Genomic DNA, 24,683 nt, shown 5'->3' with positions numbered 1-24,683 from the left:
GATAAGTTAATGACCAGCCAGTTCTGCGCTGGCTGGGTCATTCAGGTGACAACGGTTCCGACTACTTACTGCTGCGCTCGTCCTTGCGCGCACGACCTAATAAGGTCAATGCTGCCTCGCGCGCATTTTTTCCGCAATACAATACCTGATAAATTTCCTCGGTTATTGGCATTTCGACACCAAACCGGTGCGCCAATTCGCGGACTTCTTTGGTATTGCGGTAGCCTTCCACCACCTGTCCAATCTTCTCCTGCGCGCTTTTTACATCGCTGCCCTGTCCGAGCATCATGCCAAAGCGGCGGTTACGAGACTGGTTGTCGGTACAGGTCAGCACCAGATCGCCCAGACCCGCCATCCCCATAAAGGTGGCCGGATCGGCGCCCAGCGCCTCGCCAAGACGGGACATCTCGGTTAAGCCGCGGGTAATCAACGCCGTACGGGCGTTGGCGCCAAAGCCAATACCGTCAGACATCCCGGCACCGATAGCAATCACGTTCTTCACCGCACCGCCCAACTGGACACCGATAAAATCAGGGTTGCTGTAGACGCGGAAACTCTTGCCACAGTGCAGCAGATGCTGGAGATCGTCGGCGAAAGCCTGGTCAGTCGATGCCAGCGAGATCGCCGTCGGCAGGCCAGCAGCCAGCTCTTTGGCAAAGGTCGGACCGGAGATGACCGCCAGCGGGATCGCATCACCCAGCGCTTCGCGGGCAACGTCCTGCAGCAGGCGTCCGGTTTCCGCTTCAAGACCTTTGGTTGCCCAGACAATACGGGCATCCGGGCGCATCAGCGGCTTAATCTGACGCAGCACTTCGCCAAACACATGGCTCGGGACGACAATCAGAATGTTGCGGCTGGCCGCCAGCGCGGTCGCAAGATCGCTTTCCAGGTGCAGGGAGTCAGGGAACGGAACGTCCGGGAGAAACGCCACATTGCAACGGTCGTGCTGCAGCGTGGCGATATGTTTTGGATCGTGGCCCCACAGGACCACGTCGTGACCATTTCTTGCCAGCGTGATGGCAAGAGCGGTGCCGTATGAGCCGGCACCGATCACAGTCATTGAAGCATTAACAGTGCTCATCAGGCATCCTGATGTTGTTCAGCACCTTCGCCAGCTTGCTGCTGCAGATAGTTCATGAACAGCGCATCAAAGTTAACTGGCGCAAGGTTCAGTTGCGGGAATGTACCGCGAGAAACCAGGCTGGTGATGCATTCGCGCGCATACGGGAACAGGATGTTCGGGCAGTATGCACCCAGGCAATGCGCCATCTGGTTGCCTTCGATGCCGCCGATGGAGAAGATGCCGCCCTGCTGTACTTCACACAGGAACGCGGTTTCTTCGCCCAGAGAGGCGGTCACGGTCACACGCAGTACAACTTCATACACGTCATCTGCCAGTTGGGTAGATGCGGTATCCAGATCAAGTTTAACCTCTGGCTGCCAGTCTTTCTGGAAAACGTGCGGCGCATTTGGCGCTTCAAAAGAGACATCTTTCGTGTAGATGCGCTGGATCTGGAAAATCATTTCATTATTGCTTTGTTCTGACATGGAAAAACCCTTTTTAATTGTCCTAAAGTCTCTTAGCTCAGCAGCGGATCGAGTCCACCACGGGCGTCGAGCGCATACAAGTCATCACAGCCGCCAATGTGCTGCGCATCAATAAAAATCTGCGGAACCGTCGTACGACCACTACGTTGGATCATCTCTTCACGTTTAACCGCGTCACCGTCGATCGGCAGTTCCTTGAACGTGACGCCTTTGCTGTTCAGCAGCGCTTTCGCACGGTGGCAGAACGGGCACGTCGCTTTGGTGTAGATCTCAATATTGGCCATGACTGAACTCCTTATTTACCGCGAACCAAAGGAAGATTTTCCCCGCTCCAGCCGGAGATCCCTTCTTTCAGTACCGTTACATTTTCGAAGCCCGCTTTATAAAGCGCGCTGGCAGATTCTTGCGCCTGCATGCCGGTTGCATCAACAACGATAATTGGCTGGGCTTTGTGTTTTTCAAGCTCACCCACGTTGTTCGCTTTGATTTCAGCTGGCAACAGGTTGATTGCGCCTGCAATGTGACCTTTACGGAAATCGTCACGCTGACGCAGATCGACAACGACGGCATCTTCTTTGTTGATCAGACGCGTCGCTTCACCACGGGTGATAACCTTAATCTTAGACGTCAGGCTCTTAAATGTGGTGAACAGCACAGCAGCCAGCAGGCCAATCCACGCGATGCTCAGAACCGGATGGCGGCTAACGAATTGCATAATTTCTTGCATGGAGGGTAACTACTCCCGACTAAGTGATAAAAAAACCAGGACAGGAGTATACCTGTGCGTTCTGGCAAATACAGCCAGCGACCCTAACCTAATCCATTTTCTGCGGCATGCCACCTAAAAAATGCCTCAAAATGGTCCGGTCAGCGCCTTGCCCCTGCGCTTTCTTTGATCTTCTGCGGCTATTTGATCGATTCAGCTGTAGTAAAATTACGCAAATTTTGACTCTTGAGCATGAGGTTGTTGCAATGTCGGTTTCTAAAAAACCTATGGTACTGGTGATTCTGGATGGCTATGGCTACCGTGAAGACAGCCAGGATAACGCTATTTTCAGCGCAAAAACCCCGGTGATGGATGCGCTGTGGGCGAAACGTCCCCATACCCTGATCGACGCATCCGGTCTGGAAGTCGGTCTGCCTGACCGCCAGATGGGCAACTCCGAAGTCGGTCACGTTAACCTGGGCGCGGGCCGTATCGTCTATCAGGACCTGACCCGTCTGGATGTCGAAATCAAAGAACGCACCTTCTTCGCGAACCCGGTTCTTTGCGGCGCGGTAGATAAAGCCGTTGCGGCAGGTAAAGCCGTTCACATCATGGGCTTGCTCTCCGCGGGCGGTGTACACAGCCACGAAGATCACATCATGGCGATGGTTGAACTGGCCGCCGAGCGCGGTGCAGAAAAAATCTATCTGCACGCCTTCCTGGATGGTCGCGATACGCCACCACGCAGCGCAAAAGGCTCTCTGCAAGCCTTCGAAGAGAAATTTGCCGCACTGGGCAAAGGCCGCGTCGCCTCCATCATTGGTCGTTACTACGCCATGGACCGCGACAACCGCTGGGATCGCGTTGAACAGGCCTATGACCTGATGACCCTGGCAAAAGGTGAGTTCCAGTTCACGACGGCCGTTGAAGCCCTGGAAGCCGCATACGCACGTGATGAAAACGATGAATTCGTGAAAGCGACCGTGATTCGTGCTGAAGGCCAGCCCGATGCCGCCATGGAAGATGGCGATGCGCTGATCTTCATGAACTTCCGCGCTGACCGCGCGCGTGAAATCACCCGTGCTTTCGTCAACAGCGACTTCGACGGTTTTGCCCGTAAGAAAGTGGTAAACCTCGACTTCATCCAGCTGACCGAATACGCGGCAGACATCAAAGCCCCATGCGCGTATCCACCAGCCTCGCTGGCTAATACCTTCGGCGAGTGGATGGCGAAGAATGACAAAACGCAGCTGCGTATTTCCGAAACCGAAAAATATGCGCACGTGACCTTCTTCTTTAACGGCGGCGTGGAAGAGCCGTTCAAAGGTGAAGAGCGCATTCTGATCAACTCACCGAAAGTCGCGACTTACGATCTGCAGCCAGAGATGAGCTCTGCTGAGCTGACTGAAAAACTGGTCGCGGCCATCAAGAGCCGCAAGTACGACACCATCATCTGTAACTACCCGAATGGCGACATGGTCGGTCATACCGGCGTGATGGAAGCCGCCGTGAAAGCGGTTGAAGCACTGGATCACTGCGTTGAGCAGGTTGCAAAAGCGGTTGAGTCCGTAGGCGGTCAGTTGCTGATCACCGCTGACCACGGTAACGCGGAACAGATGCGCGACCCGGCAACGGGCCAGGCGCATACCGCTCACACCAACCTGCCTGTTCCGCTGATTTATGTCGGTGATAAATCACTGAAAGCAGTGGAAGGCGGCAAGCTTTCTGACATCGCGCCAACCATGTTGTCGCTGATGGGTATGCCGATCCCTGAAGAGATGACTGGTAAGCCGCTGTTCATCGTGGAATAATCCCTCCCCATGAGGGGAAAGGCGATTTTTTCAATCACATGGGTCGTGAAGCCGCTTAGGTTATCAGTCAGACCCCTGCTTTGCGCCAGCGCACTCAGCGCTGGCGTATTGCTGTGCGCCGCATCCGCCCACGCGGACGAACGCGACCAGTTGAAATCCATTCAGGCGGATATCGCCGCTAAAGAGCGTGCGGTACGCCAGCAACAACAGCAACGCTCCGCCCTGCTCGCCCAGCTTAAGCAGCAGGAAGAAGCTATTTCGGCCGCAGCCCGTAAGCTCCGTGAAACGCAAGATACCCTCGCTCAGTTGAATAAACAGATCGACGAGATGAACGCGTCGATTGCCAAACTGGAGCGCCAGCGTGATGCACAGGAGCGCAACCTTGCCGCACAGCTTGATGCCGCTTTCCGACAGGGTGAACACACCGGTCTTCAGTTGATCCTCAGCGGTGAAGAGAGCCAGCGCGGTCAGCGTCTGCAGGCCTACTTCGGTTATCTGAACCAGGCGCGTCAGGAGACCATTGCGCAGTTGAAACAGACGCGTGAAGAGGTCTCCACCCAAAAAGCTGAGCTTGAAGAGAAGCAGAGTCAGCAGCAGACGTTGCTCTACGAACAAAAAGCGCAGCAGGCGAAACTTGAGCAGGCCCGTAACGAGCGCAAGAAAACCCTTTCCGGTCTTGAGTCCTCCATTCAGCAAGGTCAGAGCCAGCTGAGTGAAATGCGTGCCAACGAATCAAAACTGCGTAACAGTATCGCCCGTGCCGAAGCCGCGGCGAAAGCGCGTGCCGAAAAAGAGGCCCGCGAGGCACAGGCTGTCCGCGACAAGCAGCAGGAAGCCTCCCGCAAAGGTACCACCTACAAACCAAGCGAAAGCGAACGTTCCCTGATGTCGCGTACCGGCGGTCTGGGTTCCCCACGCGGTCAGGCCTACTGGCCCGTTCGCGGTACGCTTCTGCATCGTTATGGCGAACAGCTGCAGGGTGAGCTACGTTGGAAAGGGATCGTTATCGGTGCGTCTGAAGGTAGTGAAGTAAAAGCCATTGCCGATGGACGAGTGATTCTGGCCGACTGGCTGCAGGGTTACGGTCTTGTGGTAGTGGTTGAGCACGGTAAAGGCGACATGAGTCTTTACGGCTACAATCAGAGCGCACTGGTCAGCGTTGGCACACAGGTGCGCGCAGGCCAACCCATCGCCCTTGTGGGCAGCAGTGGCGGTCAGGGCCGCCCGTCACTCTATTTCGAAATTCGTCGTCAGGGTCAGGCGGTCAATCCACAGCCGTGGTTGGGAAGATAAGTTTTGCTTCAATTTCGTCGAATGGTTCTCTCCGTCGTCAGCGCGCTGGCGCTGGCTGCACCGGTATACGCAGGTAAACTCGCGATTGTGATTGATGACTTCGGTTATCGTCCGCACTATGAAAATCAGGTGCTGGCGATGCCGCCAGCCATCTCTGTCGCCGTCCTTCCGAATGCGCCTCACGCCCGTGAGATGGCGACCAAAGCCCACAACAGCGGACATCAGGTCCTCATCCATCTGCCGATGGCACCGCTCAGTAAACAGCCGCTGGAAAAAGATACGCTTCGTCCGGATATGAGCAGCGATGAGATCGAGCGCATCATCCGTGACGCTTACAACAACGTGCCGTATGCCGTTGGCCTGAACAACCATATGGGTAGCGCGATGACCTCCAGCCTGTATGGCATGCTAAAAGTGATGCAGGCGCTGGAACGCTACAACCTCTACTTCCTCGACAGCATGACCATCGGCAACAGCCAGGCGATGCGTGCCGCTCAGGGAACGGGAGTGAAGGTGATCAAGCGCAAGGTGTTCCTGGATGATACTCAGAACGAGGCCGACATTCGCGTGCAGTTCAATCGCGCCGTACAGCTCGCCCGACGTAATGGTTCAGCCATTGCCATCGGCCACCCGCATCCTTCTACGGTGCGCGTTTTACAACAGATGTTGCCGACCTTGCCTCCAGATATCACACTGGTACGTCCGAGCGATCTGCTCAATGAGCCGCAGGTCGATACGTCTCGCCCGGGTAGCGCACAACCACCCGCAACGCAGCCGCGTAACCCGTTCCGTGGCGTGAAGAATTGCAAGCTGAAACAACCGCCTGAACCGGTGCATGCAACCCGCTTCTTCGCGGTCATCAGCGAAAGCGTGAGCCAGAGTACGCTGGTGCAATACTTCCAGCACCAGTGGCAGGGATGGGGTAAGAAAGTATCAGTGAGCCATTCTCAGTGACAGGCGATTAAGGTAGAAAAATGCCGCAGCGACACAAAATTCTGCTCCTCGATACCGGTAAAGAATGGGGAGGAGGCACCAACAGTATGCTCGAACTTCTGAAGCGTATTAACCGCGAAAAGTTCGATATTACCTGTTGTTTTTACAGTGACTACAGCCGGGCCGAAGGGCAAACCATCGGCCAGGTGCTGAACAGTATTGGCATTCCCTTAATTGTCATCCCTCAACATAAGCAGCCCGCATGGGCGAAGATTGCCAAAGAATTGGGACGTAGCCTGCTGTTTTTCTCCCGCAGCGCCCGGAAGGCATTTACACGTCATGTTGATACGCTCTGGCGTATTCGACCCAACGTTAGCAAAATCGAGACGATTTTCAGGGATGGCGGTTTCGATACGCTTTATATGAACAACCAGCCGGGCTCTAACGAAGAGGGTTATCTGGCAGGTGCAAACGTGCATGCGCGGATAATCCAGCACTGTCGAATTGAACCTGTTTTGACCCTGCCGCTGGTGAAGCTGGTGAATACCCATGCCACAAAAATCATCGCCGTCTCACATGGCGTAGAACGCGTGTTAGTTCAGCATGGGGTCCGACCCGAGCTGTGTACGACGGTCAACAATGCCATCGACATCCATCAGCCTTTACCCGACCGACGCGCGATGCGTAATCGCCTGAACATTGATGACGACACGTTCGTGTTCGGCAGCATTGGCTCATTAATCCCTCGCAAAGCCAACCACCACACGCTGGAAGCGCTGGCACAGTTCAACCAGAAACATCCCGAGGCGAGGTGGAAGATGGTGCTGGTCGGTGAGGGGGCTGAACGCGGTGCGTTGGCGGCACAAGCTGATGCGCTGGGTATTGCTGAGCATGTGATTTTCACCGGTTTCCAGAACACGCCTTTTGACTACCTCGCGACCTTTGACGCGTTTATTCTGGCCTCGCAGAGCGAAGGCTTGCCCCGCGTCGTGCTGGAAGCGATGCTGCTGAATATCCCCGTCATTGGCTCAAAGGTGACCGGCACGGCAGAATTGATCGATCATGCATCGACCGGGCTGCTTTTCCCGTGGAGCGATGTGTCGCAACTTGCTCAACACCTGGATAATATCTGGCAGGATCCCGATCTGCGCACCCGGCTCGCCGCCGCTGCGCATCAGAATGTCTGCAACGTGTATGCCATTGAAAGCTATGTTAACGGTGTCGAGGCCGTTCTTGGCGCGCAATAACCAAACGAGAAGAACATGTTTAAATTCCTGAATGCTCGCTACCGCCACATCACCGGGCGACATAACATTCCCTACGCTTCCCTTCCGGTCACGCGCGATCTCGTGGCGGTTGACTCTATCGTGATCCCTTGCACCGGTGCGGATTTCGTCGAAGAGGCGTTATTGTCCGCGACCTTTGCAGAGCGATATGCCACCGACGTCAGCGAGATTGTGATTGTCAGCGATCAACCAGAATCCGCGTTTGGCAATCTGCCGCCGAAAACCCGCATAGTGACCCTCGACCTGCCAAAACGTGAAGAAGGTTATCGCTACAAGCAGATCTACCTTAGCCGCCTGGTGAAGCTTAACGCCCCGCTGCAGGCGCGCGGTGAAGGCGTATTGATGATCGATTCCGATCTCAACCTCCTGAAGATGCCAGAAATCAACATGGCCGAGATGCACATCTACTCCAGCTTCCGCCAGGGCAAAATGATTGCCAAGCTGGACGGCGCGCCAGCAGAGAAAGTCCCGGCGTATTATAAAGAGACGGTGCGCCCGTATCTGGTTGATCATGTTAACGGTGCGTTTCTTGCAGCCACTAAAAAGACCTGGCGCCGTATCTGCCCGCTGTGGCTCACGCTGTTCCAGGATACCTGGGAACTGATGGAAGACACGCAACCGCCGACGGATCAGCTGCCGCTCGCCGCGCTACTGGACATGCTGGATTTAAAAACGGTTAACCTGGGCGACTGGATGAACTGGCCGGTGTCCAAGAAGATTGGCGGACAGGAAGCCGTTGTGCCGAAAGAGGTGATTGGTGCGCACGGTGGTTTTCCGCTCTCAGAATGGCAAAAGTATCTTGAATCACCTGAAAACAAACTGTTGTTCAAAGGTCAGGACTATACCCGCAAGGTGCGTTACCTGACGGACGAAGAGAAAAAAAATCAGTAAAAAAAGGGGCCGCTGGCCCCTTTTTGATTACTTATCCCAGCTCAGGATCACTTTCCCAGACTGGCCTGAACGCATCGCGTCAAAGCCTTTCTGGAACTCATCAACTGAGAAGCGGTGAGTAATAATCGGGGACAGATCCAGACCAGACTGAATTAATGCCGCCATCTTGTACCAGGTTTCGAACATCTCACGGCCATAAATGCCTTTGATGAACAGCCCCTTGAAGATGACCTTGTTCCAGTCGATAGACATATCTGACGGCGGAATACCCAACATCGCGATACGGCCACCGTGATTCATGGTGTCGAGCATGGTGCGGAACGCCGGTGGCGCACCGGACATCTCCAGACCTACGTCAAAGCCTTCGGTCATGCCCAGCTCTTCCATCACGTCGGTCAGACTCTCTTTGGAAACATCCACCGCGCGGGTGACGCCCATTTTACGCGCCAGCGACAGACGGTATTCGTTCACGTCGGTGATCACCACGTTACGCGCGCCCACATGCTTCGCCACGGCTGCCGCCATAATGCCAATGGGGCCCGCGCCAGACACCAGCACATCCTCACCCACCAGGTCGAAGGAGAGTGCCGTGTGTACCGCGTTACCGAACGGGTCAAAGATGGAGGCCAGATCGTCAGAGATATTGTCCGGGATTTTGAACGCGTTAAACGCCGGGATCACCAGGTATTCCGCGAAGCAGCCCGGGCGGTTTACGCCCACGCCAATGGTATTACGGCACAGGTGCGTACGCCCGCCGCGGCAGTTGCGGCAGTGGCCGCAGGTGATATGGCCTTCACCGGAGACGCGGTCGCCAATCTGGAAGCCTTTGACTTCCTGACCAATGCCAACCACTTCACCCACATATTCGTGACCGACAACCATCGGGACCGGAATGGTTTTCTGTGACCACTGATCCCAGTTGTAGATGTGAACGTCAGTACCGCAGATGGCGGTTTTACGAATTTTGATCAGCAGATCGTTATGACCGACTTCCGGCTCCGGCACGTCGGTCATCCAAATCCCTTCTTCCGCTTTCAGTTTGGATAACGCTTTCATCACACGTCCTCAGGCAATTACGCCCAGCTGTTTGCCGATGCGGGTAAAGGCTTCCACCGCACGTTCAATTTGTTCAGGCGAATGCGCCGCAGACATCTGGGTGCGGATACGCGCCTGGCCTTTTGGTACCACCGGGAAGAAGAACCCGGTGACATAAATCCCTTCTTTCTGCAGTTCACGAGCAAATTGCTGCGCCACGACCGCATCACCCAGCATCACCGGGATGATGGCGTGATCGGCACCGGCCAGGGTGAAACCTGCGGCGCTCATTTTTTCACGGAACAGACGGGCGTTCGACCACAGGCGATCGCGCAGCCCCGCGCCGGACTCCACCATCTCCAGTACCTTGATGGAGGCGGCAACAATGGCCGGCGCCAGGGAGTTGGAGAACAGATACGGGCGGGAGCGCTGACGCAGCCATTCAACCACCTCTTTACGCGCAGCGGTATAACCACCGGACGCGCCGCCGAGCGCTTTGCCCAGCGTACCGGTGATGATATCCACGCGGCCCATCACATCACAGTATTCGTGGGAACCGCGGCCATTTTCGCCGACAAAACCGACCGCGTGAGAGTCATCGACCATGACCAGCGCGTCGTATTTATCCGCCAGGTCACAGACACCTTTCAAGTTAGCGATCACACCGTCCATGGAGAACACGCCGTCGGTGGCGATCAGCACGTGGCGAGCACCCGCTTCACGGGCCTCTTTCAGGCGCGCTTCCAGTTCAACCATGTCGTTGTTGGCGTAGCGGAAACGCTTCGCTTTACACAGGCGTACGCCGTCGATGATGGAGGCGTGGTTCAGGGCGTCGGAGATAATCGCATCTTCTGCGCCAAGCAGGGTCTCAAACAGACCGCCGTTGGCGTCGAAGCAGGAGGAGTAGAGAATCGCGTCTTCCATTCCAAGGAAGCTCGCCAGCTTTTGCTCAAGCTGCTTGTGGCTATCCTGGGTACCGCAAATAAAGCGTACGGAGGCCATACCGAAACCGTGGGTATCCATGCCGTTTTTCGCTGCGGCAATCAGCTCAGGGTGATTCGCAAGACCTAAGTAGTTGTTCGCACAAAAGTTGATCACGTGGCTGCCGTCGGCAACGGTGATGTCCGCCTGCTGAGCAGACGTGATAATACGCTCTTCCTTGAACAACCCTTCCGCACGTGCGGTGTCGAGGTCGCTGTTTAACTGTTTGTAAAAATCACCACGCATTGCAATTCTCCAGACTCGGCAAATTTCGGGACATATTACCCAAACCTATAGTTCATGACGAGATGACGCAGTATCTCTTGTCGTTTTTGCAGCATAAATCACGTGTACCCCTACCGCATATCGGTGAATGGCTGAAGACAGGGCATTGTGATGATATGATAGAAACATTAGCGTTCGGGATTGTCCCCGGACTCCACACTTCAAAGGTTACCGTTATGATCATCGTTACCGGCGGCGCAGGCTTTATCGGCAGCAATATTGTTAAGGCTCTCAATGACAAAGGCATCACCGACATCCTGGTGGTGGACAACCTGAAAGATGGCACCAAGTTCGTTAACCTGGTGGATCTGAACATCGCTGATTACATGGATAAAGAAGACTTCCTTATCCAGATTATGGCAGGTGAAGAGTTTGGCGAGATTGAAGCCATTTTCCACGAAGGTGCGTGCTCATCCACCACCGAGTGGGACGGTAAGTACATGATGGACAACAACTATCAGTACTCCAAAGAGATCCTCCACTACTGCCTGGAGCGTGAAATTCCGTTCCTGTACGCCTCTTCTGCTGCCACCTACGGCGGGCGTACCTCAGACTTCATCGAATCCCGCGAATACGAGCAACCGCTGAACGTCTACGGCTACTCCAAATTCCTGTTCGACGAATACGTGCGTCAGATTCTACCAGAAGCGAACTCCCAGATTGTCGGCTTCCGTTACTTCAACGTCTACGGGCCGCGCGAAGGGCACAAAGGCAGCATGGCGAGCGTGGCATTCCACCTGAATACCCAGCTGAATAATGGCGAAAGCCCGAAACTGTTCGAAGGCAGCGACGGCTTTAAGCGCGACTTCGTCTACGTGGGCGATGTGGCTGCAGTCAACCTGTGGTTCTGGGAAAACGGTGTGTCCGGCATCTTCAACCTGGGGACTGGCCGCGCGGAATCCTTCCAGGCAGTGGCAGACGCGACGCTGGCGTACCACAAAAAAGGCAGCATTGAGTACATTCCGTTCCCGGATAAGCTGAAAGGCCGCTACCAGGCGTTCACCCAGGCAGACCTGACTAACCTGCGTAAAGCTGGCTACGACAAGCCGTTCAAGACCGTTGCCGAAGGCGTAACGGAATATATGGCCTGGCTGAACCGCGACGCGTAAGTATGAGAATTCTGGTGATCGGCCCGTCATGGGTGGGCGACATGATGATGTCGCAAAGTCTCTATCGCACGCTCAAGGCGCGCTATCCCCAGGCGATAATCGACGTGATGGCACCCGCGTGGTGCCGTCCGCTGTTATCGCGTATGCCGGAAGTGAACGAGGCGATCCCGATGCCGCTCGGCCACGGTGCGCTGGAAATCGGCGAACGCCGCAAGCTCGGCCATAGCCTGCGCGAGAAGCGCTACGATCGCGCGTATGTCCTGCCGAACTCTTTCAAATCTGCCTTAGTGCCCTTCTTTGCGGGTATTCCGCACCGTACCGGCTGGCGCGGTGAAATGCGCTACGGCCTGCTGAACGACGCGCGGGTGCTGGACAAAGAGGCCTGGCCGCTAATGGTGGAGCGCTACGTGGCGCTGGCCTACGACAAAGGCGTGATGCGCAGTGCGAAAGATCTGCCGCAGCCGCTGCTCTGGCCGCAGCTTCAGGTTAATGACGGCGAGAAATCCCAGACCTGCAACGCGTTTGGTCTTTCGTCTGAACGCCCGATGATTGGCTTCTGCCCTGGTGCGGAGTTCGGTCCGGCAAAACGCTGGCCGCACTATCACTATGCGGAGCTGGCAAAACAGCTGATCGACGAAGGCTATCAGATTGTGCTGTTTGGCTCGGCAAAAGACCACGAAGCAGGCAATGAAATTCTCGCCACGCTCAGCACAGAGCAGCAGGCCTGGTGCCGAAACCTGGCCGGGGAAACGCAGCTCGAACAAGCTGTTATTCTGATCGCCGCCTGTAAAGCCGTGGTGACCAATGATTCCGGCCTGATGCACGTCGCTGCCGCGCTGGACCGCCCGCTGGTCGCGCTGTATGGTCCAAGCAGCCCGGACTTCACGCCGCCGCTGTCGCATAAAGCGCGCGTCATTCGCCTGATTACCGGCTACCACAAGGTGCGCAAAGGCGATGCCGCAGAAGGCTATCACCAGAGCCTGATCGACATCACGCCGCAGCGTGTTCTCGAAGAACTCAACGAACTGCTGTTGAGCGAAGAAGGGTAACGGATGCGGGTATTGATCGTTAAAACCTCCTCTATGGGTGATGTTCTGCATACGCTGCCTGCGCTGACGGACGCGATGCAGGCCATTCCGGGCATCCGTTTTGACTGGGTGGTGGAAGAAGGCTTCGCGCAGATCCCTACCTGGCATGAAGCAGTAGACCGCGTGATCCTGGTGGCCATTCGCCGCTGGCGCAAAGCATGGTTCTCCACACCGATTAAAGCCGAGCGCACCGCCTTCCGCGAAGCGGTTCAGGCGCAGCGTTACGACGCGATCATCGACGCGCAGGGGCTGGTGAAAAGCGCCGCGCTGGTGACGCGTCTGGCACACGGCGTAAAGCACGGCATGGACTGGCACTCCGCCCGCGAGCCGCTGGCGAGTCTGTTCTATAACCGTCGCCACCGTATTGCAAAACCACAGCACGCTGTGGAGCGTACCCGTGAACTGTTTGCCAAGAGTCTTGGCTATGTAAAACCGGAATCCCAGGGCGACTACGCCATTGCGCAGCACTTTTTGCGCAATACAGGCCCCTGTACTCAGCCTTATCTTGTCTTCCTCCATGCCACAACGCGCGACGATAAACACTGGCCGGAAACGCACTGGCGAAGACTGATTGAACTAATGCAACCTACCGGGATCCATATTAAACTGCCCTGGGGCGCTGAACATGAGCGACAGCGTGCAGAACGTCTGGCCTCCGGTTTTTCGCACGTTGAGGTATTGCCCAGACTCACGCTGGCGCAGGTGGCCGCAGAACTGGCGGGGGCGAATGCCGTCGTTTCCGTGGATACAGGATTAAGCCATTTAACCGCAGCGCTGGATCGCCCGAATATTACGATATTCGGCCCGACCGATCCGGGTCTGATTGGGGGCTACGGTAAAAACCAGCACCAGATGGTCAGCCCAACGCAACACACGAAGGATATTAGCGCAGATGCTATTTTTTCACTTTTACAGGGCAGCCATCGGCTTTCTGACAGGGATATTTAACCCATGAGTTATGTATTTCTGCTGATTTTACTCTTTCCGGTGAAACTCATCCGAAAGCTGTTTCGCAAAGACACAGGTAAAAACCTGGTTATTCAGACAGCAAAAATCGGCGATTTTGTTAATGCAACGCCCCTTCTGGCATACCTGCAAAAAAGCGACGTACTTATTAGTCGCAGCGTAGGTGCACTGGCGAAGCATGATGAGACGGTCGACGAGATTTTTTTCATCGAACAGCATAAGCGTAACCTGTGGCGAAAGCTCTGCTTTGCCTGCCGGATCATGAACCGCTATGACAATGTGTATCTTCTGCAGCCTAACAGCGTAAATCTTTTTTTTGCCTCCGTTTGTAACGCCAAAAACAAACAGTTCTTAAGCACATACACACGCAGGTGGTATCACGGAATTTTCTATGCAACGGCAGACGGTACCGTTGAACACGGCAAAAAGACATTGTCGGTGACGAACTATCTCAAGCTTGCCGACCGCACGCTGACCTGGAAAGACTCACCAAAGCACGCCACCAGACCACTTTTTAAACCCGCGACATATCCGGCAATCCTTGATAAACCCGGCGTGATCCGCATTGGCATCAGTATTGCCGCAGGAAATAAAGCGAAAACCGTCCCGCCGGGCATCTGGAAGCGGATTGCCGATCATCTCGCCGACCTGCCCTGCGAGTTTTATGTGTTTGGCGCCCCGAACGAACAATCGTGGATGGATGATATCACCCGCGCGTATGGCGAATTGCCCAACTTCATCAATTTGATTGGCAAAATTTCGCTTGAAGAACTCCCGTGGGCCATTTCAAAAATGGATTGTTATATCGCGTCCGACTCAGGAAATGTCTACGTTGCCGACGCGGTGGACGTGCCGGTAATCTTACTGTTTGGACCCTGTTGCCACTATGAACAGCGTCCGCTTGGCAATGTACTGTTGGTTGGGAATGATGACAATATTTGCTCGTATGTTTTTGAGACTCGCTATTACTTCTCACAAAGCCGGGAAGAACTCTTCTCTGTAACAGATGAATCGCTGGACAACATTAGACATTTCATTTGCGCGTTACCAACGGCTAACGCGGCCGCATATACCGTTGATGCCCAGGGAAACTAATTGTTATGGCTTTTCTAAGCATCATTATTGCCGCACATAACGCCCAGGACACGCTTGACGCAACGCTACAAAGCCTGCAAAACGCGATTGATAATGCGGGCGATGATGTAGAAATCATTATCTTTAATGACAGTTCCAATGATTCCACACAGGATATTATTGAGACGTGGTTGCCAAAGCTTCCGAATGCGCAATCCCGATACGTTGAGTACCGTAACGTCGGTCATGTTCGAAACAGCGCACTCTCTCTGGCGTCAGGTGAGTACATTACCATGCTGGATAGCGATGACCGATTGAAACCGGGCAGCATCCGGGACGCCGTGGCATTTCTGCAAGCACAGCGGCCTGATATGCTCCTGACGCGCCTGCTGGAAATACGCGATACGCATAAAATCACCGCTGACTGGCAGGGTTCTCTTCCGTTGCTTTATCACAACACCAGGCAATAACGCGTTTCCTGCAGCATAAAGACTTTCAGGCGCACCTCATCGGGCAATTCGTTCATCGGAAGCTGTACGAAAGCAACCCGATCCCTTCAATGGTCTGTTATGAAGATTTCGCCGTGTTTCCCGGCATGCTGATGCAATCGAGTAAAATAGTCTTCCAGCGGAAGGGGCACTATTATTACATCAAACGTAACGATAGTTTATCGAGCCGTCTTGACGCCAGTAAAATCGCTACGCTTGTAGAATGCACATTACAGATGGAAAAGTTATTCCCGCAATCATTCAGGCATCTCATTAATTGCCACTGGTTTGATATTTACAGTAACCATCGACAATATCTGACCGACGCGCAACTCAAACTGGTTATGCAACGAGTAAAAGCACTTTATTCGTTCTCTTTTTTCTTCTCCAGCGATGTTCGTTTCAGCTACAAAAAAAGGGTTATTGAGGCATTATGGAAAAAGTAAAACTGCGGCTCTATCAACTGACGCTTATTTTGAGCCTCATTTCGCTTGCGCTGGCGTTACTGAGCTCAGGGAAACAGCGTGAATTCTTCTATATTGCGGTTTATGCCAGCATTATCGGCCTGGCGTGCGAATATAAAAAAATCACCCTTCGTCCCTTTTCGATTGCGCTACCCATTTTGCTGATTGGGTTGCTCAATCTTATCTGGTATATGGCCTATGAATATCATAACGAAGGCTTGAACGCTTATAGCGATTACCTTGGCGCCAGCAAGAAATTGATTTTGGCGAGTATTCTCGTTTTCTATCTTGACCGGTTCAAATCTTATATTGATAAAACAGCCTTCCTGAAATATTTCTTGTATGCCTCTGGTGCAGGATTTGTCCTTGCTACTGGTTATGGCTTATGGCAAGCGTCACAGGGTATGGAACGTGTTGAGATGGCCATCAATCGTCCAACCGTGTCGGCCTATGTTTACTCCGTACTGTCACTGGCGTTTGTATACAGCCTTTATCTTCAGAAAAACAGAAAGCTGTATGTGGCCGCAGGGCTCACCATCTTGATCTCTTATTTCGTCATCCTTTTGACGGCTACGCGCGCCGCAATGGGATTATATTTGCTCCTGGCGATTGTACTCACACTCTACCACTTCAGAAGAATCCATCTGAAATCAACGCTGATTTTCTTATGTATTGTGGCAGGTATAGTGGTTGTGAGTTACAAGCCGTTAATTCTGCCTAAGATACAACAAACACAATCTGAAATAGAACGTTATCAAAAAGGATATGACGCCACCTCACTCGGTGCTCGTTTTTCTATGTGGATTATTGGTGCTCAAAACGGACTTGCCCACCCCATGGGGCAGTCAGTCGAAGACCGCGAAGTCTGGTCACAGCAATATGTGAAAAATGGACATCCACATCTCGCGGCAGCGCTTGAATTTACCCGGATTCATCTGCACAACGAGTTCATTGAAAAATACTCTCTTCAGGGGATCCCTGGGCTGGTAATATTATTCTTTTTCTATATCTCGATGATCGTGTACGCACTTAAAAATAAAAATGGTCTGCTGCTGACGACCATGCTTCTTTTATTGCTCTATGGTCTGACGGACGTCATTTTGTTGAGCTCAGAGGCGCTCATCTTCTTTGTCACCGTGTTTGCGCTGAGTACACTCTTTTCACAAACCAGACAACGCCAGTAAGTGATAATGCCCGCCATGCGGGCATTATTTTTTCTTGTGTTGATAAAACTCCGCCAGCGTCATCCCCACCGTCTTGTCGGATAACCAGCTAAACAGCGCTTCCAGATCCTGGTATAACCCCTCGATCGCCGCCTCGTCCTTAAACGTAGGACTGCCCCCGGGCATAAATTCCGACGAATGGAGCATAAACTCGACGTAATCATTTCCCTGAGAAAGGCATTGCTGCGCAACCTCAATCATCTGCGACGCATTACCACCTGTCGGACGTAACCAGTTCACAGAAGGTGAGCGGTATTTACCACGAAGACGATCGTAACCCTGTTTGATCGTGTTCAGCCAGGCAGGATGTTTATACTGAATGCTCATTGGCACTTCGAGTAAAGGGCTCGTGCCCGCCCGGGAAATATCGTTAACGTCAATAAAGTAGGCATGGTCCGGAAAATGTTGGTAATCCGTCCCACCATGGCCTTGCGGAGCCCCCTTCGCATTGCGCCAGTTCACCCGCGGCGTCACCGAGCAATCAACCTGATACCCCAGCTCAATCAGTAACCTGGCATAACGGCTATCAAACGCCCAGCGCCCGGCGCGGTGGCTTAACATTTTGGTCTGGAACGTCTCTTCCAGCAGGCGGGTCATGAACAGCACTTTCTCGCGCATCACCTCGTCTGAAAATTCAATCAAATAAGGCTGCCAGCGCCAGTCATCACCCGTGAGATCGTGCTCAGGCGGGCTATTCCATGCGTGGAGGTGCATGCCCACCTCCCCCTGGCCGCGAGCGATCACGTCCCTGGCGAAGTCGATGAAAACGGGCTCGATCGCCATCTCATAGTTTGTCAGCCACACGGGCTTAAAGCCGAAACGTTCACACAGCGTCTGGAACCGGGCCAGATAGCGCGCGTTTTCCGTTTTAATGACGCGGTGGTTCTGCCAGAGATTATCGCCCTCAGTATCAATCGTGATGATAAACGCGGGTTTTTTCATAATGAGTCCGCAAGACAGGGAAGTTAGCGCTATGTTACGCACTCTCCAAACCATCAGTAAACCCTTGCTGGGAAATTCCTGAGATTATGGAGAAAGAGTGCAAGTCGCTATCAGGTCTATTAGAATTGCCAACAGTACAACGCCGATAAGATGATGATGAATAACTTACCTGACACGCCTGATTTGCGCATTTTACTGATCAAACTCCGCCATCATGGCGATATGTTATTGACCACCCCCGTCATTGATTCATTACGTCAACACTGGCCACACGCGCAAATTGATGTGCTGTTGTATGAAGAAACGCGCGACATGCTCGCCGCGCATCCGGCAATTGGCACCATTTATGGAATCGATCGTAAATGGAAGCACCTGGGCACACTCAAGCATCTACAGAAAGAGTGGCAGTTGCTGTGTGCGTTAAGGAAACAACATTATCATCTGGTGATTAACCTTGCCGATCAGTGGCGTAGCGCTATTGTCACCCGCTTCACCGGCGCGCCGGTTCGTCTCGGATTTGCCTTTAACAAACGCAACAATGCATTCTGGCGTTTTTGTCACAGCGATTTAGTCTCCGTTGCAAATCACCAGTCTCTGCACACCGTCGAGCAAAACCTCTCCATTCTGTCTCCATTACAGGTCGCGGCGCAGCCCGCCGTCACCATGGCCTACAGCGCAGATGACTGGCACTTCGCCCGTCAACAGCTGGAGAAAAAGGGTGTGGGTGATAACTATATCGTGATTCAGCCAACATCCCGCTGGTTCTTCAAATGCTGGGATGAAGACAAAATGGCGCAAACTATTACCGCACTGCAGCAAGATGGGCATACCGTCGTACTCACGGCCGGGCCGGATAAAAAAGAGATGGCGATGATCGATCGCATTCTCGCCGCGTCACCGAAGACCGGCGTCGTCTCGCTGGCCGGTCAATTAACGCTGCGCCAGCTTGCAGCGCTTATCGATCATGCCTGCCTGTTCATTGGGGTTGATTCCGTTCCGATGCATATGGCCGCCGCGCTGCAGACGCCCTGCGTGGCACTCTTTGGCCCTTCCAAACTGACGTTTTGGTCTCCATGGCAGGTCAACGGCGACGTTATCTGGGCTGGCGACTTCGGCCCGCTCCCCGATCCGGACGCCATTGATACCAACACCCAAGCGCGCTATCTCGACGCCATTCCTGTGGATGCTGTCGTCTCTGCTGCAAAGAGATATCTGTCATGAAACACCATCGTCTGGCGATTGTGCGCCAAAAATATCGTCCTGATGGCGGAGCGGAACGGTTCGTCTCCCGCGCGCTCACCGCGTTAAGCAACCAAAATCTTGAGCTGAATGTCATCACCCGTGAATGGCAGGGAGAAAAGCAGGACGACTGGCATATCCACATTTGCGATCCGCGTAAGTGGGGCCGCATCAGCCGCGAGCGTGGTTTTGCTCATGCCGCACGTGAACTGTGGCAACAACAACAGTTTGATATTGTGCAAAGCCACGAGCGAATCCCGGGCTGTGACATCTACCGTGCAGGCGATGGCGTCCACCGCCGCTGGCTACTGCAGCGTGCACGCATTCTACCCGCCTGGCGTGCAAAGATGCTGATGGTCGATCGCTATCACCGCTATGTGATGCATGCCGAACGAGAGATGTACCAGGCACCGGAACTCAAAGCGGTTATCTGTAATGCGGAGATGATCAAACGCGAAATTGTCGAAGATTTTGATATTGACGCAAAAAAAATACATGTAATTTATAATTCTATTGATTCCAGCCGCTTCGTTCCGGCTCAGGAGGCACAACGTGCCGCGTTGCGTCAGCAATTTGGTTTGCCAGCCGATGCCGTAGTGTTCTGTTTTGTCGGCTCCGGGTTCGAACGAAAAGGCCTCGCCAGCGCCATACGGGCTATCGCTGGAACAGCGGCATGGCTGATTGTGGTTGGACAGGATAAAGCAGAAAGTCGTTATCGCGATCTTGCCCGTTCACTCGGCTGCGAAGGGCAAATCCGTTTCCTGGGGATGCAAAAAGAAACGCTTCCTTTTTATCAGCTATCCGATGGTTTACTGTTGCCAACGCTGTATGATCCCTTTCCTAACGTCATTCTTGAAGCAATGGCCTGCGGTTTACCCGTCATTACTTCAGAGAGTTGCGGAGGCGCTGAATTTATTCAGCAAGGCCAGAACGGATTTTATTGCGACGCCCTTGATATCAAGACATTGAAGGAAGCGATATCCGCCATTCCTTCTCTGGAAAAAAATAACAATATGGGACGCGCGGCACGGGAACGTGTGAAAGACGCCACCCCCGAAAAACTGTCAAGTCAGCTTATTTCGCTTTATCAAAAATTACTGGATTAAAAATGCGCATCCTAATGATTATTGATGGTTTACCCGGTGGGGGAGCTGAAAAAACGGTTCTTACACTTTCCAGTGGATTGATAGAAATGGGACATCAGGTCTCTCTCTTCTCCCTGCGGAAAGTGTGCGATTACGCCATCCCGGAAGGCATTGATTATCAGGTTGTTCAGGATACCTGCAAAAAACCGTGGCGAAAGCTGACGGAGATCCCACGCCGCGCCCATCTGCTGGATCGGGCTATTGAGCGGGCTGAACGCAGCGGAAAATTTGACGTTGTGTTCTCTCATTTGCACAAAACCGACCGCATTGTTGCACACTGCCGTGCGCTGGAACGCGATAAAGTCTGGTTTTGCGTGCATGGCATGTTCTCGTTCTCCTATTTGCGCCATCGCCGCGGGCTTTCTCGCTGGTTTAAGCATCTTAAAATTCGTCATACCTACGAAAATCGTAATGTTGTCGCTGTTTCAGGCGCCGTGTTGAAAGATCTTTCAGAAACGCTGGCGCTCACTCTTCGACGCAAAGCGGTAATCCATAACCCGTTTGATATCCCTGAAATTCAGCGTCTGGCTGATGCCCCCTTTGAAATGCAAGGGAAGGATTACATCATTCATGTTGGCCGCTTCCATGAGCACAAACGTCACGATCGGCTTTTACGTGCGTTCGCACTGAGTCAACTTGACACTACACTGGTCATGATGGGCAATGGATCCGACGCCAAAATCCAAAAATTACAGCAGCTTGCCAGAGATTTGGGTATTGAAAACAAAACGGTTTTCCGCCCATTCGACGCCAACCCCTACCCCTGGATAAAAGGGGCGCGGCTCTTAGTGTTAAGTTCTGACTGCGAAGGTTTTGGTAATGTGCTGGTCGAATCCATTATCTGCCAGACCCCGCCGGTCAGTACAAATTGTCCAGGAGGCCCCGCTGAAATCCTCACGGGAGACCTGGCGCGCGGGCTGTCAGAGTTAAACGACGAATCACTGGCAAAAACGCTGGTCGATATTTATACCTCCCCGCCGGTCGTTGGCGGTGCAACCATTGCGTCGTTCGGCATCAATGCCATTTGCCGGCAATATATTGCTTTGGTAGACAATCAAAAATAATCAGGTTTCTTATGCAAAATTCAGCGCCATTATTAAGCGTGGTGGTTGCCGTATATAACGGTGAAGCTTTTCTGGATCAGTTCTTTACCTGCCTTGTGAATCAACGCATCGACAGCATGGAAGTCATTATTGTCAATGACGGCTCTACTGACCGTTCGATGCAGATCGTCGAAAGCTGGCGTGAAAAACTGCCGCAGTTGCAGGTGATTGAACAGCAAAATCAGGGCGTATCCATCGCGCGTAATACCGGCCTGGCCGTAGCAACGGGTCAGTATCTCTCTTTCCCGGATATTGATGATGTCTTCAAGCCGGGCATGTACCATCGTCTTCTGGATATGGCCGTCACGCAGGATTTGGATGTCGCGACCTGCAATGGGAACTACGTCTGGGAAAACAACAAGAAACCCTCTCGCCCTATTTTCCCTGAAGATAAACTCGCCTCGACGGATGTCATGACTGGCCCGGCGTGGTTAAAGAAGGCGCTGGATTCACGAAAGTTCCTGCACGTCACCTGGTTAAACATCTATCGCCACGACTTTATTCGTAAACACAGTTTCCATTTTGAACCCGGCCTTCGCCATCAGGATATTCCGTGGACGACCGAAGTGCTGCTTGCCGCGGAACGCGTTCAGTACACCAGCGAACGCTTTTATGACTACTACATTCACTCTGCTTCGGTATCGCATACTCCGGATAATGACGACACGCTGATTCGCTCCGCCCGTCATTACATGAAAATCCTGCAGATGCTTGACGCCATTAACCAGCGTTACCCGGATAAAGTGAAAAATATCCCGGCTTGCCACTGGCAAATCGCCAAAGAGGGGCTGGGGATCATTCATACCTTCGACAACATGAAGGATGAGGCGAAGAAGACCATGATTATCAAAGAGTTCTTTGATACCGGGATCTGGAAGCTTATCTGGAAAAGTGCTAAAAGTCCGCGTTTGCGCTGGCGTCTGGGTCGACGCTACTTCCGTTTAAAACGGTATCTGGCATAAGAGATAGCTTTAGCACGCTTAAATGCTTAGAATTTCCCGGCCGAAACTAAAAAACGGATAATCGCTTGGAATTGTTGTATACCGCCCTGCTCTACATCATTCAGCCACTGGTGTGGCTGAGACTGTTGCTTCGTAGCCGTAAAGCGCCTGCGTACCGTAAACGCTGGGCTGAGCGCTATGGCTTTTGCCGCAATAAAGTCGCCCCGGACGGTATTCTGCTGCATTCCGTTTCTGTTGGTGAAACGCTGGCAGCGATCCCGCTGGTTCGCGCCCTGCGTCACCGCTACCCGTCGCTGCCCATCACCGTCACGACGATGACCCCGACCGGCTCAGAGCGCGCGTTATCCGCCTTTGGCAAAGACGTTCATCACGTCTACCTCCCTTACGATCTGCCCTGCGCCATGAATCGTTTCCTGAATACCGTTCGCCCGAAACTGGTGATCGTGATGGAAACTGAACTGTGGCCGAACATGATTTCCGCCCTGCATGCCCGTAAAATTCCACTGGTGATTGCCAACGCGCGCCTGTCAGAGCGCTCGGCGAAAGGCTACGGCAAGCTGGGTAAATTTATGCGCCGTCTCCTGAGCAAAATCACCCTGATTGCCGCGCAGAATGAAGAAGATGCCGCACGCTTTATCGCGCTGGGCCTGAAACGCAACCAGCTTGCGGTAACGGGCAGCCTGAAATTTGATATTTCTGTTACCCCTGAACTCGCCGCCCGCGCGATCACGCTGCGTCGCCAGTGGGCCCCGCGTCGTCAGGTCTGGATTGCAACCAGTACCCATGATGGCGAAGAAGAGATCATCCTGCAGGCGCACCGCAAGCTGCTGGAAAAATTCCCTGATTTACTGCTGATCCTCGTTCCCCGCCATCCGGAGCGTTTTAAAGATGCCCGTGAAATGGTGCAGAAAGGCGGCTTCAGCTTCACCTTGCGCAGCAGCGGTGAGATCCCTTCCGGCAGCACCCAGGTGGTGATTGGCGATACCATGGGCGAGCTGATGTTGCTGTACGGCATTGCCGACCTCGCCTTTGTCGGCGGCAGCCTGGTGGAACGCGGCGGCCATAACCCGCTCGAGCCAGCTGCGCACGCCATTCCGGTGCTGATGGGTCCGCACACGTTTAACTTCAAAGATATCTGCGCCAAATTGCAGCAGGCCGATGGTTTAATTACCGTGACCGACGCGGACTCCGTCGTCAAAGAGGTGTCGACCCTTCTGACGGACGAAGATTATCGTCTGTGGTACGGTCGCCATGCCGTCGAAGTGCTGCATCAGAACCAGGGCGCACTCACCCGTCTTCTGCAGCTTCTGCAACCTTATCTGCCTCAGCGGAGCCACTAATGTCAACGCGTCTGTCGGTCGTGATGATCGCCAAAAACGCCGCCGACCTGCTTCCGGACTGCCTGGCTTCGATCGCCTGGGCTGACGAAATCGTCGTCCTTGACTCCGGCAGCACGGACAACACGGTGGACGTTGCCCGCGCAGCGGGTGCAAAGGTCTTTATCAATACGGACTGGCAAGGCTATGGCATCCAGCGCCAGCGCGCGCAAAAGTATGCTACCGGTGATTACGTGTTGATGATCGACACCGACGAGCGTGTCACCCCGGAACTCCAGCAAGCCATTCAGACCGTGCTTGCCGCGCCGCAGCCCGAAGCGGTCTACAGCATTGCCCGTCGTAACTATTTCCTGGGCCGTTTTATGCGCCACAGCGGCTGGTATCCAGACCGCGTAATGCGCCTCTATGAGCGCGAGCGCTATCAGTACAACGACAACCTGGTCCACGAGTCACTGGTCTGCGACAGCGCCCGGCAGATCCCCCTGACGGGCGATTTGCTACACCTGACCTGCCGCGATTTCGCCAGCTTCCAGCGTAAACAGCTCAGCTATGCCACCGCGTGGGCGCAGGAACGCCACCAGCGCGGCAAGAAGGCCACGCTGACCGGCATCTTCACCCACACGCTGGGCGCGTTTCTGAAAACGTTGCTGCTGCGTGGCGGGGTGCTGGACGGTAAGCAGGGCTGGTTACTGGCGGTGGTGAATGCCCAGTATACTTTCAACAAATACACCGAGCTGTGGGCGCTCTGCCGCGGCTACTCAGAGAAAACGTGAG

The 24,683-nt window shown here is 53.8% G+C and carries 23 protein-coding genes and 1 pseudogene; 17 read left to right on the top strand and 7 right to left on the bottom strand.

The annotated features are described in order from the left end of the window. Positions 1-61: 61 nt before the first annotated feature. From gpsA to ACMGGM_RS14040, 4 genes are read right to left on the bottom strand one after another with little or no spacing between them, the layout of a single operon-like run. The gene (gene gpsA / locus ACMGGM_RS14055; protein WP_014882009.1) at positions 62-1,081 is read right to left on the bottom strand and encodes an NAD(P)H-dependent glycerol-3-phosphate dehydrogenase; all 1,020 of its coding nucleotides are present in this window, start codon (positions 1,079-1,081) and stop codon (positions 62-64) included. After that, the gene (gene secB, locus ACMGGM_RS14050) at positions 1,081-1,548 is read right to left on the bottom strand and encodes a protein-export chaperone SecB (RefSeq protein WP_008502716.1); all 468 of its coding nucleotides are present in this window, start codon (positions 1,546-1,548) and stop codon (positions 1,081-1,083) included. Before secB ends, gpsA begins: the two co-directional genes overlap by 1 nt. 32 nt (positions 1,549-1,580) lie before the next feature. After that, positions 1,581-1,832 carry a glutaredoxin 3 gene (gene grxC, locus ACMGGM_RS14045; RefSeq protein ID WP_014882008.1) on the bottom strand — a complete coding sequence of 84 codons (252 nt, stop codon included), beginning with the start codon at positions 1,830-1,832 and terminating at the stop codon, positions 1,581-1,583. Between the two features lie 11 nt (positions 1,833-1,843). Beyond that, the gene (locus tag ACMGGM_RS14040) at positions 1,844-2,275 is read right to left on the bottom strand and encodes a rhodanese-like domain-containing protein (RefSeq protein WP_014882007.1); all 432 of its coding nucleotides are present in this window, start codon (positions 2,273-2,275) and stop codon (positions 1,844-1,846) included. A gap of 245 nt (positions 2,276-2,520) precedes the next feature. On the opposite strand from ACMGGM_RS14040, the gene gpmM reads away from it, so the two are divergent. From gpmM to ACMGGM_RS14015, 5 genes are read left to right on the top strand one after another with little or no spacing between them, the layout of a single operon-like run. Beyond that, positions 2,521-4,065 carry a 2,3-bisphosphoglycerate-independent phosphoglycerate mutase gene (gene gpmM, locus ACMGGM_RS14035; RefSeq protein WP_014882006.1) on the top strand — a complete coding sequence of 515 codons (1,545 nt, stop codon included), beginning with the start codon at positions 2,521-2,523 and terminating at the stop codon, positions 4,063-4,065. 33 nt (positions 4,066-4,098) lie between these two features. Further along, on the top strand, positions 4,099-5,358 hold the full coding sequence (gene envC / locus ACMGGM_RS14030) for a murein hydrolase activator EnvC (RefSeq protein ID WP_232952420.1): 1,260 nt from the start codon (positions 4,099-4,101) through the stop codon (positions 5,356-5,358). Between the two features lie 3 nt (positions 5,359-5,361). Next, positions 5,362-6,312 (top strand): divergent polysaccharide deacetylase family protein, encoded by a 951-nt coding sequence (locus tag ACMGGM_RS14025; RefSeq protein ID WP_041163031.1) that lies wholly within the window; start codon positions 5,362-5,364, stop codon positions 6,310-6,312. Between the two features lie 20 nt (positions 6,313-6,332). Further along, positions 6,333-7,538 (top strand): glycosyltransferase, encoded by a 1,206-nt coding sequence (locus tag ACMGGM_RS14020; RefSeq protein WP_014882003.1) that lies wholly within the window; start codon positions 6,333-6,335, stop codon positions 7,536-7,538. A 15-nt stretch (positions 7,539-7,553) separates the two neighbouring features. Continuing rightward, on the top strand, positions 7,554-8,468 hold the full coding sequence (locus tag ACMGGM_RS14015) for a hypothetical protein (RefSeq protein ID WP_014882002.1): 915 nt from the start codon (positions 7,554-7,556) through the stop codon (positions 8,466-8,468). A gap of 27 nt (positions 8,469-8,495) precedes the next feature. On the opposite strand, the gene tdh is transcribed toward ACMGGM_RS14015, so the two are convergent. Both tdh and kbl read right to left on the bottom strand, forming a co-directional pair. Further along, positions 8,496-9,524, bottom strand: coding sequence for an L-threonine 3-dehydrogenase (gene tdh, locus ACMGGM_RS14010; RefSeq protein ID WP_014882001.1), 1,029 nt, complete (start codon positions 9,522-9,524; stop codon positions 8,496-8,498). Between the two features lie 9 nt (positions 9,525-9,533). Then, positions 9,534-10,730 (bottom strand): glycine C-acetyltransferase, encoded by a 1,197-nt coding sequence (kbl, locus tag ACMGGM_RS14005; RefSeq protein ID WP_014882000.1) that lies wholly within the window; start codon positions 10,728-10,730, stop codon positions 9,534-9,536. A 215-nt stretch (positions 10,731-10,945) separates the two neighbouring features. On the opposite strand from kbl, the gene rfaD reads away from it, so the two are divergent. The 6 genes and pseudogenes from rfaD (at position 10,946) to ACMGGM_RS13975 (ending at position 17,142) form a co-directional block, all read left to right on the top strand. Further along, positions 10,946-11,878 (top strand): ADP-glyceromanno-heptose 6-epimerase, encoded by a 933-nt coding sequence (gene rfaD / locus ACMGGM_RS14000; RefSeq protein ID WP_014881999.1) that lies wholly within the window; start codon positions 10,946-10,948, stop codon positions 11,876-11,878. Positions 11,879-11,880: 2 nt separating this feature from the next. After that, positions 11,881-12,927, top strand: coding sequence for an ADP-heptose--LPS heptosyltransferase RfaF (rfaF, locus tag ACMGGM_RS13995; protein ID WP_014881998.1), 1,047 nt, complete (start codon positions 11,881-11,883; stop codon positions 12,925-12,927). Positions 12,928-12,930: 3 nt separating this feature from the next. Further along, positions 12,931-13,914: a lipopolysaccharide heptosyltransferase RfaC gene (gene rfaC / locus ACMGGM_RS13990; protein ID WP_063944020.1), complete on the top strand. Its 984-nt coding sequence runs from the start codon at positions 12,931-12,933 to the stop codon at positions 13,912-13,914. 3 nt (positions 13,915-13,917) lie between these two features. Next, positions 13,918-15,027, top strand: a complete 1,110-nt coding sequence (locus tag ACMGGM_RS13985; RefSeq protein WP_014881996.1) for a glycosyltransferase family 9 protein — start codon at positions 13,918-13,920, stop codon at positions 15,025-15,027. Between the two features lie 5 nt (positions 15,028-15,032). Then, positions 15,033-15,940 (top strand): annotated as a pseudogene (locus ACMGGM_RS13980) (glycosyltransferase family 2 protein). Beyond that, positions 15,928-17,142 (top strand): O-antigen ligase family protein, encoded by a 1,215-nt coding sequence (locus ACMGGM_RS13975; protein ID WP_014881994.1) that lies wholly within the window; start codon positions 15,928-15,930, stop codon positions 17,140-17,142. The pseudogene ACMGGM_RS13980 and the gene ACMGGM_RS13975 overlap by 13 nt, the downstream one beginning before the upstream one ends. A 24-nt stretch (positions 17,143-17,166) precedes the next feature. Here the strand turns inward: ACMGGM_RS13975 and ACMGGM_RS13970 are convergent, their stop codons facing one another. Further along, positions 17,167-18,123, bottom strand: coding sequence for a polysaccharide deacetylase family protein (locus ACMGGM_RS13970; protein WP_059372040.1), 957 nt, complete (start codon positions 18,121-18,123; stop codon positions 17,167-17,169). 150 nt (positions 18,124-18,273) lie between these two features. Between ACMGGM_RS13970 and rfaQ the strand changes: the two genes are divergently transcribed. From rfaQ to ACMGGM_RS13940, 6 genes are all read left to right on the top strand, one after another. Next, positions 18,274-19,344 carry a putative lipopolysaccharide heptosyltransferase III gene (rfaQ, locus tag ACMGGM_RS13965; protein WP_072253175.1) on the top strand — a complete coding sequence of 357 codons (1,071 nt, stop codon included), beginning with the start codon at positions 18,274-18,276 and terminating at the stop codon, positions 19,342-19,344. Beyond that, positions 19,341-20,468, top strand: a complete 1,128-nt coding sequence (locus ACMGGM_RS13960) for a glycosyltransferase family 4 protein (protein ID WP_047344998.1) — start codon at positions 19,341-19,343, stop codon at positions 20,466-20,468. Before rfaQ ends, ACMGGM_RS13960 begins: the two co-directional genes overlap by 4 nt. A gap of 2 nt (positions 20,469-20,470) precedes the next feature. Then, positions 20,471-21,571 (top strand): glycosyltransferase, encoded by a 1,101-nt coding sequence (locus ACMGGM_RS13955; protein ID WP_023331722.1) that lies wholly within the window; start codon positions 20,471-20,473, stop codon positions 21,569-21,571. Between the two features lie 11 nt (positions 21,572-21,582). Then, positions 21,583-22,572: a glycosyltransferase gene (locus ACMGGM_RS13950; RefSeq protein WP_058690588.1), complete on the top strand. Its 990-nt coding sequence runs from the start codon at positions 21,583-21,585 to the stop codon at positions 22,570-22,572. A gap of 65 nt (positions 22,573-22,637) precedes the next feature. Beyond that, positions 22,638-23,912: a lipid IV(A) 3-deoxy-D-manno-octulosonic acid transferase gene (gene waaA / locus ACMGGM_RS13945; protein WP_014881988.1), complete on the top strand. Its 1,275-nt coding sequence runs from the start codon at positions 22,638-22,640 to the stop codon at positions 23,910-23,912. After that, positions 23,912-24,682, top strand: coding sequence for a glycosyltransferase family 2 protein (locus ACMGGM_RS13940; protein WP_014881987.1), 771 nt, complete (start codon positions 23,912-23,914; stop codon positions 24,680-24,682). Before waaA ends, ACMGGM_RS13940 begins: the two co-directional genes overlap by 1 nt. The last annotated feature ends 1 nt before the right edge of the window (position 24,683 follow it).

The sequence above is a fragment of the Enterobacter sp. BNK-14 genome, from assembly GCF_047456095.1.
Taxonomy (GTDB): Bacteria; Pseudomonadota; Gammaproteobacteria; order Enterobacterales; family Enterobacteriaceae; genus Enterobacter; species Enterobacter kobei.
Note: the sequence above shows the minus strand (reverse complement) of the source record. Positions and strands in the feature narration are given on the sequence as shown.